The following is a 12,670-nucleotide window of genomic DNA, read 5'->3' as shown; positions in this document are numbered from 1 at the left end:
GTTCACGGGTTGGCGGAGGCGGCTGCAGCGCGCGGCCATTGCAGCGACATCCTTGACTGGTTGCGCACGACCGTGAGTTCCACGCGCCGGCCCGTGGCCAGCAGCGCCTGCAGCGTCACCATGTCTTTGATCGCCTGCTGGCCGCTGCCAACGATGACATCGCGCGGCTTGAAGCCGGCCGCCTCGCCCGGGCTGCCCGCCTCGACGCTGAGCACGATGAGCCCCGCCTTGTCGCCCAGCCCGGCGGCCGACTGCTCGCCCAGCGTCTCGACCGGCTTGAGGCTCAGGCCGTGCAGTTGCTGCGCGGCTTGCAGCGGCGCGGCCTGGCTGAGCTGTTGGGGCACCGGGAATGCAGGCCGCAAGGCCAGCGCCTTCAGCCGCGCCGGGCGCACGCCGAAGTCGTCCATCGGGAAGTTGACGAAGCCGACGCGCTCAGCAAGCGCAGCGTTCGTGACCGTGTAGTCGCCACTGGCCGGGGCGGCGAAGCGCGGGTCACCGGCGACGGAGTCGGCGTCGACGCCATGGGCCTGGGTCTTGCGCAGGTCGGCCTCGTTCGCAAAGAAGTTGCGGTTGACGCTGCGCCCCCAACGCCTGATCTCCACCGGCTGGTGCGCGCCCATGACGAGGTTGGACTCGAACACGTCGCCGCCGTTGTCGAACCACACATGCGGGTGGAAGCTGCCGTTGATGAGGATGTTGTTGCGCACGATGCGCTGGAAGCCCTCACGCAACTTGAGGCCGCCGGCCAGCATGAGGTTCTCCTCAATGACGTAGTTGGAGGCGCCGTCGTCCAGGTCCACGTCCCAGCCGCGGTCGCAGCGCCAGCGGTTGCGACGCATGACGATGGGCTCGACGGCGTCCAGCAGCGCCAGCTCGGGGTGCGCCGCCGCGCGGCGGTCCATCTCGGCGCGGTCCGGGTGCCAGAAGCGGTCGCGGCCCCAACTGTTGAAGCTGCCGTGGTCGCCGGTCAGGCGCACCGTGTCGAAGACATCGTTGTGCGTGATGCGGTGGCCGCCCCAGGTGCCGTCGCCAATGTTGATGCCGGCGCGCGGCATGCGGTAGATGCTGTTGTGGTCGACGCTGATGCGCGCGGCCATCGCGATCTGTACGCCGGTGGCCTGCCGGTCGATCTGGCCGATGTCGTGGATGAGGTTGTCGCTGGCCTCGGAGTCCTTGGGGTAGGCATCCGACTTCGGGCCGGGCGTGCGGTCGATGGCCGCGACCTCCAGCCGCTCGTGGTATTCGAACAGCGGCGAGCGCACCGCCTCCGGCCGGCCGACGAAGGCGATGGCCGTGCCGCCGATGTCATGGATGTGGTTGCTCGACACGGCCACGCGCTGCGCGCGGCCGCTGACGACGACGGCATGCCCGCCCAGCCCGGTGAACTCGGAGCTGTCGACGCGCACGTCGCGCGCGTTCTCCACCGTCACCGCGCCCACGCGGTAGAACTTCCAGTCCGAGCGCAGCAGCGGCTCGGTGGCCTTCAGGAATGTCGGCTCGGTGTCGCTGAACTGCAGGCCGCGCAGATGCACATGCTGCACGTCGGCTGCCCGGCCCTCGATGCGCACCAGCGCCTCCAACGTGCCGGCGCGAAAGCCCCGCGCCGGCGGGCGCTCGCCGGCAAGCGGCTTGAAGTACAGCCAGCCCTGCTGGCCGTCATGGAACCACTCGCCCGGCGCATCCAGCTCCTCCAGCACGTTGTCGACCCAGCGGTCCTTGTCGCTCGGGGGCATCACGCGGTTGTTGGCCAGCTGCGGGCCGTAGTCCAGGCTGCCGTCAGCCGTCTTGCCGAGGATGGGGACCTGCAGGCCACCCCAGCCATAACCGTGCAGTGCGTGCAGCACCGCGCCCTGCGGGTCGCGCCAGCGCGCCACGCGCTCGGGCGACGTGGCATCGGCCGCGCCGCCGAAGCCCGGGGCGGCTTGGTCGAAATTCGGATAGCGGGCGCGCACCAGCGCGTGCTGGCCCAGCCACAGGCGTTGAAACGACGCGCCGGTGAAGCGCGCGCGCCAGAGGCCGTCCTTCCATCGTTCCCAGCGCAGCGCCGGCAGCGGCGTCGCGCCGCTCAGCACCGGCTGGGCGCCGGGCGCAGCGGCGAGCACGAAGGGCTGCTGGGCCGTACCCGACAGCGTCTCGTCGATGACGATGGGCGCGGCCAGCGCGTAGCGGCCGCTGGCCAGCTCGATGCGGCGGATGCGCTTGTCGCTCCGGGCCTTCAGCAGTGCCGCCTCCAGCGAGCTGGAGTCCTTGACGGTCAGTGTCTCGGCCTGTGCACCGCCGGCCAGAACCGCCAGCGTGAGCAGCAGCGCCTTCATCCTCATGACGCGGCCTTGATGCGAATCATGACCACGCCATGCGGCGCGACCTTGGCGCCGTAGCTGCCGCTCACGCCCTTCGTGACCTTCTTGCTCCACAGGTCCTTCACGTCGGCCTTCTTGTCGTTGGGCAACTGGAGCAGCTCCCAGGCCACCTTCATGTCGGCCGGCGTCTTGCCGCGGTTGAACAGCACCACCGCGTGCTCACCGCCCGACAGCGGCCGCACCCAGACCTCCAGGTCACCTTCCTTCAGCGCGCGCTGGCCTTGCTTGCCCAGCGGGTCCTGGTCGACGGCGATGACGTCCTTGTTGGTGAGGATGCGCAGCGTGTCGGCGTCCATCCTGGAGAGGTCATTGCCGGCGATCAGCGGCGCGGCCAGCATGGCCCACAGCGAAAAGTGGCTCTCGTACTCGGTGGTCGTCATGCCGCCGTTGCCCACTTCGAGCATGTCGGGGTCGTTCCAGCCGTTGGGGGCGGAGTCGCCCGACAGGTCGGCGTTCATGTCGAGGATGTTGGTCATGCCATGCGACCACCCCTTCTTGCCCTCCCAGGCGTCGTAGATGTCGCCCGTGGTGCGCCACAGATGGCCGACGGGGTGGGCCCAGCGGCCAGGCTTGCTGCCGCCCCATTCGCAGAGGGAAAACACGATGTCACGGCCCGACTCGCGCAGGGCCTTGGCCATGATGGTGTAGGCCGCCTCGGCGTTGCGGGTGCCGGTGTAGCACCAGTCGTACTTCAGGTAGTCGACACCCCATTTGGCGTATTGGCGCGCGTCCTGGAACTCATGGCCGGCGCTGCCCGGGCGGCCGCCGCAGGTCAGCGAGCCGGCGTCGGAGTAGAGGCCGAACTTCAGGCCCTTGCTGTGCACATAGTCGGCCAGTGCCTTGATGCCCGACGGGAAGCGCTCGGGGTCGGCCTGGATGTTGCCGTCGGCATCGCGGCTCTTCTGCCAGCAGTCGTCGATGACGATGTACTGGTAGCCGGCGTCTTTCATGCCGGAGGCGGCCATGGCGTCGGCCTGCTGGCGGATCAACTGCTCGCTGACGTTGCAGGCGAACTTGTTCCAGGAGTTCCAGCCCATGGGTGGCGTGGGCGCAAGTTTGGGCTTGGGAGCCTCGAGCTTGAGGGTGTCATGCGCGTGGGCCGGCAGGGCTGCCAGGGCGCCGAGCAGGGCGAGCGTGTGAGCGGTGCGTTGGATCAGATGATGCATGGGGACTCTTTCAAAGATATGCGGCGGTGGACTACTCAACGGCCGTAGCGGCGGCCGGCCGATTCCAGCGGCCAGTCGTCGGTGCGCAGTGGCGGCAGGGGCAGGCCATCGCCGCCGACGACGTTGGCCTCGCTGGCGTTGTTGACCCAGGCATAGCGCGCCGCGACAGGCGACGGCACGGCGGCACTGCGCAACACGATGCGGTCGCCGTCGAGCCGGGCTTCGGCCGGTAGCCAGCGGCGATCGGCGCCGGCGACGTAGAAGCCGCGCGGCGCCTCACCGGTGCGCGCGGTGCGCAGGCCGCCGACGGTGGTGTCGAAGCGCAGCTCCATTTCGCCGCCCCGCACCTGGTGGCCGGTCAGGCGCGGGCCGGTGGCCGGTGTGGCGCGCAGGCCCAGCTCATGCAGCGCGAGCCCGGCCAGGCGCTGGCCCACCGTGCGCTTGTTGCGCGGGTGGATGTCGACCGCGTCGCCCACGTCGATGGCCGTGGCCATGCCGGTGTGGGGCAGGGCCAGCGCGGCGGCCTGGCTGGCGCGCAGTTCGGCCCAGCCGTTGCCGTCGGGCCGGTTGTCGGCCAGCGGGAACCAGGACGCCAGCTGCACGAAGTAGAAGGGCAGCTTCGCGTCGGCGAACTGCGCGCGCCAGTCCTGGATCAGGCGCTTGAAGCCATCGGCATAGGCGGCCGCGCGACCTCCGTTCTCCTCGCCCTGGTACCAGAGCACGCCACGCACCGACAGGCCGTTCAACGGCGCGATGAGGCCGTTGTGGCCCAGCGTCGGTGCGTCGTTGATGGCCGGGCCAGCCGCCGCAGCGACCTTCTCGACGCGCGCCCGCCAGGTGCCGGCCAGCGAAACCGCGCCGGCCGCCGTGTCCAGCCGCAGTTCTGCGGCTTCGCCCTGGATGCCGCCGCCGCCACCGTTGTCGGTCACGCGCATGGCGATCCAGTTGGCGCCGGCGCGCAGCAGGCCGGCGGGCACGGCGTAGCGGCGCGGCTGATCCCAGCCGCACTGGCCGCCGACCTTCTGACCATTGACCCAGGCCTCGTCGCAGTCATCCACCTTGGCCAGGTGCAGCTGGGCCGTGCCTGCCGCCTGCGCCGCGTTCAGCTCCACGCGCTTGCGCATCCAGACCACGCCGTCCACGTCGGGCAGGCCCTGGCGTTCCCAGTTGCCGGGGGCCTTCAGCGTGGGCCAACTGCCTTCGATGTCGCCGGTGGCCGACCAGCCCGCAACGTCGACACCCTGCAGCGGCAGGCCTGGCTGCCAGGCGGCAATGCGCGGCAGCACGCGCTGGGCCAGCGTGGTGCCGAAGGCGGCGTTGTCGGCCGGCAGGTTCTGGACGAAGGGCGCGAGGTCCGGGTCGCGCAGCGCGGCCTCGCGGCTCATCCAGGTCTCCAGCATGGAGCCGCCCCAGGCGGTGTTGACAAGGCCCATGGGCACGCCCTGCACAGCCTGCAATTGCTTGGCGAAGTGGTAGCCGACGGCGCTGAACTCGGCCACGCGGCCCGGCTCGGCGACGACCCAGCGCGCGGGTGCGATCTCGGCCTCCGCCTTCACGCTGGCGCGGTGCGGCACGCGCAGATGGCGCAGCTGCGCGTTCTGCGGCGAGGCGACTTCCTGCGGGCCGGTGTCGGTCTGGGCCAGCACCCATTCCATGTTGGACTGGCCGCCGAGCAGCCAGACATCGCCGATCAGCACGTCGTTGAGCGTCACGGTCTGGTCGCCCTTGACGACGAGGCGGTGCGGACCGCCGGCCGGCAGCGGCGCCAGCTGAACACGCCAGCGACCGTCGGCGCCGACGCGCGCTGTGCCGCTGCGGCCACCCAGTTCGACGTTCAGCGTCTGACCGGGCGTGGCCTGGCCCCACACGTTCAGCGGCCGGTCGCGCTGCAGCACCATGTGCTCGCCGAACACTTCGGCCAGGCGCACATCGGCCTGTGCGTTGGCGGCCAGCAGCGCCAGCAGCAGGGGGAGGGAAGTCTTCTTCATCAGGTCTTGGGGGAGGAATCAAAAGTGATGTTCTGCGCGGCGCCCTGGTAGGTGACGGTGCGGGCCTGCTCGGCCTGGCCGGGTGGCGCCATCAGTCGCACGTTCAGCTCGCGACGCGCGACCATGCCGGGGTAGCGCCCCTGGCGGGCGCCGATGTGCAGCGTGCGGCGCGCGTCGTCCCAGCGCAGCGCGGTGGTGGTGCGCTCGCCGCGCTCGTAGCGGTAGGTCTCGCCGTCATCGTCGTAGAGCGTGCAGCTGGCGTCGGCGCCGGGGTAGATGCGGATCTCCCACGGCGCGTCGCGGTGTTGGCCGGTGTGCTCGACGACCGGGCCCAGCGGCACGACCGAGCCGGCGCGCACGAACAGCGGGAACTGGTCCAGCGTGTAGTCGCGCTCGACACTGCGGTCGCCTTTGTGCAGCTCCCCGGTCCAGAAATCGAACCAGTCGGTGCCGGCGGGGAGCAGCGTGCGCTGGCGCTGGTCGATCTTGCGCTGGGCCTCGGCCGCCTCGCGGCGCTGGGCCGGCGTGCGCCAGGCCAGGCGCAGCACACGGCCGCCACCGGCCTGGAAGAAGTCCACGCGCAGCTTGATCACCTGGCCTTCGCGCAGCGTCATGAGCTGGCCCTTGAAGCGGGCGGCGCCCATGGTCCAGTCGTCGACAACCAGCTTGTCCTCCAGCCACATGCGAAAGCCGTCGTCGCCCTCGACACCCAGCTCGTAGTCGCCGCTCTCCGGCACGGTGATCTCGCCAGTCCAGCGCACGGAGAAGTTGCTCAGGCCCTTCAGCCCCGGCGGGATGCTGCCCAGCGGCGGGTCGGGCCAGTGGTGGGCGACCACGGTATCGACGGTGCGGCTCGCCGGTTTGTCGAAGTTGACGCCGTCGAAGTACTCCATGACCAGGCCGCGCTGGCCGTCGGGCGTGCGCAGCTGCGTGGCCGGCACCGTCTGCGGCGGTGGCGCCTCGGGGTGGAACATGGCCCGCGTGATTGGCTGCACCAGGAAGGCGGGGCCGAACATGTAGGTGTCGTCGACCTTGCGCAGCGCCGTCTGGTCGGGGAAGTCCATCGCCAGGCCGCGCATCATCGTGTAGCCGTCCTGCGTGCTGCGCCAGGCCAGGCCGTACAGATACGGCAGCAGGCGCATGCGCAGCTGCGCGGCGCCCAGCAGCGAGGCGTAGACCTGCGGGTCCAACGTCTTGAACAAATAGGGCTCGCGGTCCACCGAGGTGCCGTGGATGCGGTAGACCGGGTTGAAGATGCCGAACTGGTTCCAGCGCGCGTACAGCTCGCGCCAGGACGGGTTGTTCTGGCCGCCGGCGAAGTTGACGAAGAAGCCCCCGGTGTCCTGCGTCCAGTAGGGCTGGCCGGCCATTGCGACGTTGAGTCCGCCGGCGATCTGCGCGCGGAACGTGGCCCAGGAGGCCGTCGTGTCTCCAGACCAGGATAGGGCCGCATAGCGCTGCTGCCCGGCCCAGGCTGAGCGCGTCAGCGTCAGCACCCGCTTGGCCGCAGGGCCGGCGGCGCGCTGGCCCTCGTAGACGCCGCGCGTCGTCACCAGCGTGTAGACGTTGAGGTAGCGCGTGGTGTCGCCCATCGCGGTCATGCCCAGCTTCTTGATGTCGGCCTCGACTTCGCGCGGGTCGTGGGCGGCACCGCCCACCTCGACCTCGGTGCCGTCCATCCACAGGGCATCCACGCCGATGTCCAGCAGCCCCTTCTTGGCATGCTTGAAGTAGATGCGGCGGCCCTCGGCGCTGAAGGCGTCGTAGATGCGCGCCTTCTTGGAGATCCAGTGCAGCGGCTCGAAGCGCAGGCCCTTGGCATCCAGCTCGCGGGCCAGGTCGGTGTCGTTGCCGACGCTCGGCCAGATGGAGGCCATCAGCTTCACGTTGAGCTTGCCGTGCAGCTCGCGCGCCATGCCGGCGGGGTCGGGGAAGCGCTCGGCGTCCCAGACCATGCCGCTCCATTTGCCGTCCCACTCGCGACCGTTCGGACCGTTCTTCTCGCCGCCCCAGTACTGCCAGTCCTGCACGATGTAGTCGAGCGGGAAGCGCTCGGCGCGGAAGCGCTTGACCACGTCCAGCAGCTGCGCTTGAGTCTCGTAGCGCTCCTTGCTCATGAAGAGGCCGAAGGCGGCCTTGGGGAACATCGGTGCGGCACCGGTCAGGTGGCGGTAGCCGCGGATGACGGCGTCCATGTCGGCGCCGGCAGTGAGGTAGTAGTCGGCACCCGCCGGCGCGCTGTCGGCCGTGAAGCTCATGCCCTCGGGCCGGTCGCGGAAGGTCATCTTGGAGTAGACGTCCAGCAGCAGGCCCCAGCGCCGCGTGGACACGAGGAAGGGCACGACGATGCCGATGTTGGTCTGCACCATCAGCACATCGCGGCCGCGGTAGTCCATGTAGGGCTCGTCGTACTGGCCCAGGCCGTAGAGGGACTCGTCAGGCGTCAGCGTGAAGGTCTGCGCCAGCGTGTAGCTGGGGCTGCCGGCGATCTCGACTTGCTTGAGCTCGGTGGGCGAGGTTGCGCGCTCACGCGTCAGCGGCCGGCCGTCGGCGGTGAAGAAGGCCAGCGCGCCGCTGCGCTTGTCCACCGTGATGCGCAGGCCGGCGCCGGTCAGCGCGAGCTGGTCGCCTGCTTCCTGCACGTCGAAGGCGAGCGGCTGCGGCCGTGCCACCACGACGAGGCTGGGCTGGGTGGTGTGGGCCTGGCCAAGGTGGGCGGCCACCCGCACCAGGCTCGGGCCGTAGAACAGCACGCTCTTGGTCAGCCCGCCAGCGCGGAACTGCAGGCCCTCGGCGACGCGCCGCCAGGCGAAGCCGTCGGGTGGGCCGTCCAGGGGCAGGGCACGCAGCTGGCCGGCGGCGTCCAGCGCTGAAGGATGGGGGGACGCCTTGGCGCCCGGGGCAGCCAAAGCGCCGGCGGGGACACAGGCCATCAGGCCGACGAGGTCTCGACGCTTCATGTCAACGCAGCGTGGGATGGTGAGCGCGCGGGTGAGCCGTGGCGGTTCTCGTGTTCATGAGCGATAGAGGGATGAGAGAGAAGCGGGCGTTCAGTTGCTGTACAGCAGGCCCCGGCCGGTGCCGCTGAAGTAGATGCGTCCGTACATGCCTTGGTCAGCCGCGATCGCGCCGATGCCGCCGAACTGGTGGGCGTCGTCGTTGAAGCGCGTCCAGGTGGCGCCGGCATCGTCGGAGCGATGCACGCCCCACACGCCGCCCACCACGCCCACCACATAGACCGCCGCCGAGTGCGGTGCGCCGGCTTTCGGCTTGCCCAGCGCGATGGCGCTGGCGCCCTGCACGGCGGCCCATTGGTTGCCGGTGAAGATGGACGCGAAGTGGCTCAGCTTGGTCCAGGTCGCACCCGAATCGGTCGAGCGGTACACGGCGTTGCCGTCGGCCAACCAGAGCTCACCTTCGGCGTTGGGGTTGACCGCCAGCGAGGTGTTGCCGAAGTAGTTCGGCGCCAGCTCTGCGGCCACCGAGCCGGCGCTCAGCGTGAAGGTATGGCCGCCATCCGTCGACACATACACCTTGCCCGGCGTGCCCCACCAGTGGCCACCGGAATCGTAGGCATACACCTTGTTGGAGTTCTTGCGATCCGCGACCAGGCGATAGGCGCGGGGGAAGACGGCGTTGATCGCCGGCAGATTGGTCGCGGTCCAGCTGGCACCGTTGTCCGTGGTGTACGAGGGCACCGAGTTGCCGGGCGCCCAGACCGCCTTGTTGCGCCCGGTCACGGCGATGCTCGCTTCTCCCCCCTTGTTGTCTGCCACTCCTTGCGGGTAGCTGGCGAACTTCGTCCAGGTCTTGCCGCCGTCGCCGGACCAGTAGCCGAAGCCGGTGCTGGTGCCCAGGACGACGCCGATGGTGGCCATGTATTGCGGGTCGGACCAGGCCATGTCGGCGGCGAAGCCGTTGCTCCATTCGGTGCGCGGCGTGAGCGTCGGCTTGGTGGCGAGATCGGTGTGCACCCAGGTGCCGACGTCGCCTGAGCTGTTGATCACGGTGTACGTGGCGCCAGCGGGCGGCGTGGCCAGGCTCAGCACCGCTGTCTCCTCCAGGCCGTCGACCAACTCGTTCCAGCTTGGCGTGGCCGAGGCCGCGTTCCGCGTTTCCCATATGCCGCCGCCAGTGACGTGCAGGACGCGATCCGGGTTGAACGGATCGATCTCGACATCGTCAGGCCAGCCCCAGAAGCCGCCATCAGCCGGCATGCGCGGCATGGTGGCCGCGATTTCGCGCCAGGTCTTGCCGCCGTCGCCCGACCACTGGATGACCTGCTGACCGCTGTAGTTGCCCCACGAGTTGGTCACGCCCAGCGCGATGCGGGTGCTGGCGCCCGTGCCCGACACCGACAGGCCACCGAGGCCAAGGCCCGTGCCCGTCCCGCCGCTGTTCGGGTCTTTCAGCAGGGTCCAGCTGCTGCCGTCGAACTTGTAGAGCCGCGCGGGGCCGCCTGCGCCTGGGCCGGGGTCCTTGGTGAACACGACATAGAACACGCCGTCGGCAGCGCGCACCATGTGCGGAATGTGATGGCCGGAGACCGGCGTCGACACCGCGGCCCACGAGGCGCCGCCGTCGGTCGACCGGTACAGGTTCGAGGCCAGGCCCGCTGCATTGACGTAGTCCGGGTTGATGGCTGCATAGATCGTCTGCGTGGCCGAGCCGCTGCCCTGGGTGCCGGTGTCGTAGACGACAAGGCTGACGCCCATCGCGCTGCCCATGCTCAGGGCGTTGACCTGGTCCTGGGTCAGCCGCGTGCTCGACAGCGACGTGACCTGGGCCCAGGTCAGGCCGGAGTCGGCCCTCTTCCACAGCCCGGCCGTGCGCGAGCCGTAGAACATCGTCGACGGCTTGTTGGGGTCTACCATCAGCCGTTCGCCGATGGCCCGGCCGGGGTTGTTGCCGCCCAGCGGGAAGGGCAGGGCGACGTGGGTCCACTGGTCACCGCGGTTGCTGGAGATGTACAGGCGGCCGTTGCCCTCGGACGTGTACATGCCGGCGGCCATGTAGACGAGCTGGTCGTTGTTCGGATCGACGGCGATGCTTTCGATGCCGTGGAAACGGGCCTCGCCGCCACCGAAGCCCACGCCGTCGGTGATGGGCAGCCAGGACGACGTGGCCTCGTGCCATCGGTAGGCGCCGCCGATGTCGGTGCGTGCGTACAGCAGGTTGGCGGTGGTCGGGTGGAAGACGAGGCCGGTGACGTAGCCGCCACCGCCCCATTTCACGCTCGTCCACTTCGCGGCAGGGGATGTCGTCCCACCACTGCCGCCTGCGGGCGGCGGCGGTGGTGGCGGGGGAGGCGGCGGCGGAGGGGGCGGCGGCGTCCCGCCGCCGGACGATGGGGGCGGTGGCGTGTCGCCGCCACCGCCGCCACCGCCGCCACCGCCGCAACCGGCGGTGATGCTCGCGGCAAGGATGGAAAGGACGAAGGACCGTTTACTGCACTTGTTCATGAGGGAATCCTTGCCCCTTGCGGGGCAGCTGGCGCTCCGTGCCTCGACTGCGGCAACCCAATCGCGCACGAAGATCAGCGGGAGCCGCCGGCGGGCTCGACCCGGTAGTAGTCAAAGTCCACACGGCCGCCGGCGGTCTTGGTCGAGTAGAAGAAGAGGCCGAAGCGGTAGCCCATGAAGTGCGGCGCGGTGTAGGCCAGGCGCGAGGGGCGGCCGATGGGTGTCCAGGTCTTGCCGTCCAGGCTGTAGGAGAAGCCGGCGACTTCGGGCGCGGGCTGGAATTCCGTGTCGACCTTGAGGTGCACGGTCTTGCCCGACAGCGCAACGGTGGCGACCTCCTCCGGCTTGTCGGCGTCGGCGCTCACCATGACGAGAGACCTGACCCCGCCGCTCATCTTGACGCCGACAAAACCGTAGTTCTTCTGGAAGGCGCTCAGGCCGGCCCAGTCGCCGTCCTTCATGCCGCTCACGTCGATGCGGGTGGTGGCCGAACTCTTGGGGCCGAAGGTGCGCTGGGTGAGGGTGTTGGTGGCCTCGGGCAGCGTGGCGACGACCCGGCTGGTGGACAGGCTCAGGTGGCCCGGGCGTTGCGTGAGCGACCAGTCGCGCGGCACGGGGTTGTGGTTCCATTGCCAGGCCAGCGGCAGGTCGGGGTCGCCGGGCCGGCGGTCGAACTCGTCGGAGGCGACGATGCCCGAGACGCCGGAGACCCCTTGACCACCGGCAGGGATGTCCAGCGTCATGGGCGCCTTGCCGTCGGTGCCGAGCACGGGCCAGCCGTCCTTCCAGGTCACGGGCACGAGGTAGGGGATGCGACCGACGGCGCCGTTGTCCTTGAAGAGATAGGCGTACCACTTGCCGTCCGGCGTGTCGATGAGGCCGCCCTGGGCGATGCCGCGGTCGTCGAGCGCGATGCGACTCTCGTAGGGGCCGTCGATGCTGTCGGCGCGGCTGATGATGACGGTGCGCGCCCAGCGGCTGCCGGGCGAGGCGATGTTGAAGAGGTAGTAGCGGCCGTCGACCTTGAGCAGCTGCGAACCCTCGCCATTGAGCCCGCCCAGGTCGGTGCCGAAGACGGTGTTGACGTTCTCGATGAGCACCTTGTTCACGCCGCCGGGCTTGATGCCGGAGAGGTCCGGTTTCAGCTCGACGAGCGTGATGCGACCGCCGCCGTAGACCATGTAGACGCGACCGTCGTCGTCGAAGAACAGGCTGTGGTCATGCAGCGCGGGCGCGAAGCTCACCTCCTTCCACGGGCCGCGCTCGGGATCGCGCGTGCTGTAGATGTGGGTGCGTTCGCTGGTGTACGCAAAAGTCGATGCGTAGAACACGCCGTTGTGGTGACGCAGGCTGCTGGCCCAGGAGCCGGCACCGTAGGCGTTCTTGCCGTTCTCTAGCCGCATGGCTTCGTTGTCGGCCAGGTTCTGATGGGCGTAGGAGGCCATGCGCCAGTTGACGAGGTCCGGCGAGGTCATGATCGGCAGGCCCGGGCTCATGTGCATCGTCGTGCTGCTCATGTAGTAGGTCTTGCCGACACGGATGACGGCGATGTCGGGCACGTCGGCCCAGATCAGCGGGTTGTGGGCAAGGGCAACCTGTGCAGCGGGTGCGGCCTGTACGGCCGGAGCCGCCAGACACGCGACGCCGGCGAGCGCGACGGCCCTCAGCAGGGACGGGATCTTGTCGGTCATGGG

At 69.7% G+C, this 12,670-nt stretch carries 6 protein-coding genes; all 6 read right to left on the bottom strand.

The window, feature by feature from the left end; translation table 11 throughout:
• Positions 1 to 2: 2 nt before the first annotated feature.
• The gene (locus ASC81_RS20570; protein WP_156392330.1) at positions 3 to 2,321 is read right to left on the bottom strand and encodes a PDZ domain-containing protein; all 2,319 of its coding nucleotides are present in this window, start codon (positions 2,319 to 2,321) and stop codon (positions 3 to 5) included.
• The gene (locus tag ASC81_RS20565; protein WP_056271258.1) at positions 2,318 to 3,526 is read right to left on the bottom strand and encodes a glycoside hydrolase family 27 protein; all 1,209 of its coding nucleotides are present in this window, start codon (positions 3,524 to 3,526) and stop codon (positions 2,318 to 2,320) included. The genes ASC81_RS20570 and ASC81_RS20565 overlap by 4 nt, the downstream gene beginning before the upstream one ends.
• 35 nt (positions 3,527 to 3,561) lie before the next feature.
• Complete coding sequence (locus tag ASC81_RS20560; RefSeq protein WP_056271255.1) at positions 3,562 to 5,514, bottom strand: sialate O-acetylesterase; 1,953 nt, start codon at positions 5,512 to 5,514, stop codon at positions 3,562 to 3,564.
• Entirely contained in the window at positions 5,514 to 8,474 is a 2,961-nt protein-coding gene (locus tag ASC81_RS20555) for a TIM-barrel domain-containing protein (protein ID WP_200946920.1), read from the bottom strand. The genes ASC81_RS20560 and ASC81_RS20555 overlap by 1 nt, the downstream gene beginning before the upstream one ends.
• A gap of 90 nt (positions 8,475 to 8,564) precedes the next feature.
• On the bottom strand, positions 8,565 to 10,976 hold the full coding sequence (locus ASC81_RS20550; protein WP_056271252.1) for a hypothetical protein: 2,412 nt from the start codon (positions 10,974 to 10,976) through the stop codon (positions 8,565 to 8,567).
• A 74-nt stretch (positions 10,977 to 11,050) separates the two neighbouring features.
• On the bottom strand, positions 11,051 to 12,667 hold the full coding sequence (locus ASC81_RS20545) for a glycoside hydrolase 43 family protein (RefSeq protein WP_082536686.1): 1,617 nt from the start codon (positions 12,665 to 12,667) through the stop codon (positions 11,051 to 11,053).
• Between the last annotated feature and the right edge of the window lie 3 nt (positions 12,668 to 12,670).

The sequence above is a fragment of the Pelomonas sp. Root405 genome, from assembly GCF_001425165.1.
Lineage (GTDB): Bacteria > Pseudomonadota > Gammaproteobacteria > Burkholderiales > Burkholderiaceae_C > Pelomonas.
Note: the sequence above shows the minus strand (reverse complement) of the source record. Positions and strands in the feature narration are given on the sequence as shown.

Excerpts from the sequence above, each read along its gene's own strand:
- ASC81_RS20570 (WP_156392330.1), bottom strand. The coding sequence starts at position 2,321 with ATGAGGATGAAGGCGCTGCTGCTCACGCTGGCGGTTCTGGCCGGCGGT.
- ASC81_RS20560 (WP_056271255.1), bottom strand. The coding sequence starts at position 5,514 with ATGAAGAAGACTTCCCTCCCCCTGCTGCTGGCGCTGCTGGCCGCCAAC.
- ASC81_RS20545 (WP_082536686.1), bottom strand. The coding sequence starts at position 12,667 with ATGACCGACAAGATCCCGTCCCTGCTGAGGGCCGTCGCGCTCGCCGGC.
- ASC81_RS20555 (WP_200946920.1), bottom strand. The coding sequence starts at position 8,474 with ATGAAGCGTCGAGACCTCGTCGGCCTGATGGCCTGTGTCCCCGCCGGC.
- ASC81_RS20550 (WP_056271252.1), bottom strand. The coding sequence starts at position 10,976 with ATGAACAAGTGCAGTAAACGGTCCTTCGTCCTTTCCATCCTTGCCGCG.
- ASC81_RS20565 (WP_056271258.1), bottom strand. The coding sequence starts at position 3,526 with ATGCATCATCTGATCCAACGCACCGCTCACACGCTCGCCCTGCTCGGC.